This is a genomic window from Psychrobacter sp. M9-54-1 (assembly GCF_016613355.1).
In the GTDB taxonomy this organism is placed as follows: domain Bacteria; phylum Pseudomonadota; class Gammaproteobacteria; order Pseudomonadales; family Moraxellaceae; genus Psychrobacter; species Psychrobacter faecalis.
The window spans coordinates 1-333 of sequence record NZ_JADGFW010000064.1; the positions used below are offsets into that span (position 1 = coordinate 1).

At 43.8% G+C, this 333-nt stretch carries 1 protein-coding gene; it reads right to left on the reverse strand.

The genetic code is table 11. The features are described from left to right. A partial coding sequence (locus IQ457_RS13510) for an IS1 family transposase (protein WP_274600277.1) occupies positions 1–333 on the reverse strand: 333 nt, incomplete at both ends.

The following is a 333-nucleotide window of genomic DNA, read 5'->3' on the forward strand; positions in this document are numbered from 1 at the left end:
GCGTTTGCCCCAGACATAAGCGACAATCTCATTGGTAGCACGGTCATAAGCGTAGATGAGCCAGACTTTACGCTTCTTGCGATACACGTAAGTCCAGAACTCATCAACCTCTAAGCGTTCATAGTAGCGCTTCTTAGGCGCAATCTTATAAACAGATGAGCCTATGGTGCTAAGCACTTTACCAATGCTAACTGAGGCTATAATAGCAATGTCTCTAATGCCACAGCCTCTCACTGTCATTAGCCGTATTTTATCTTCTATTCTAGAGTGACAGCCGTTATAAGTTAGGGCATGATCGCCAATAAACTGGCGTTTGCAGTCCTTACATTGATA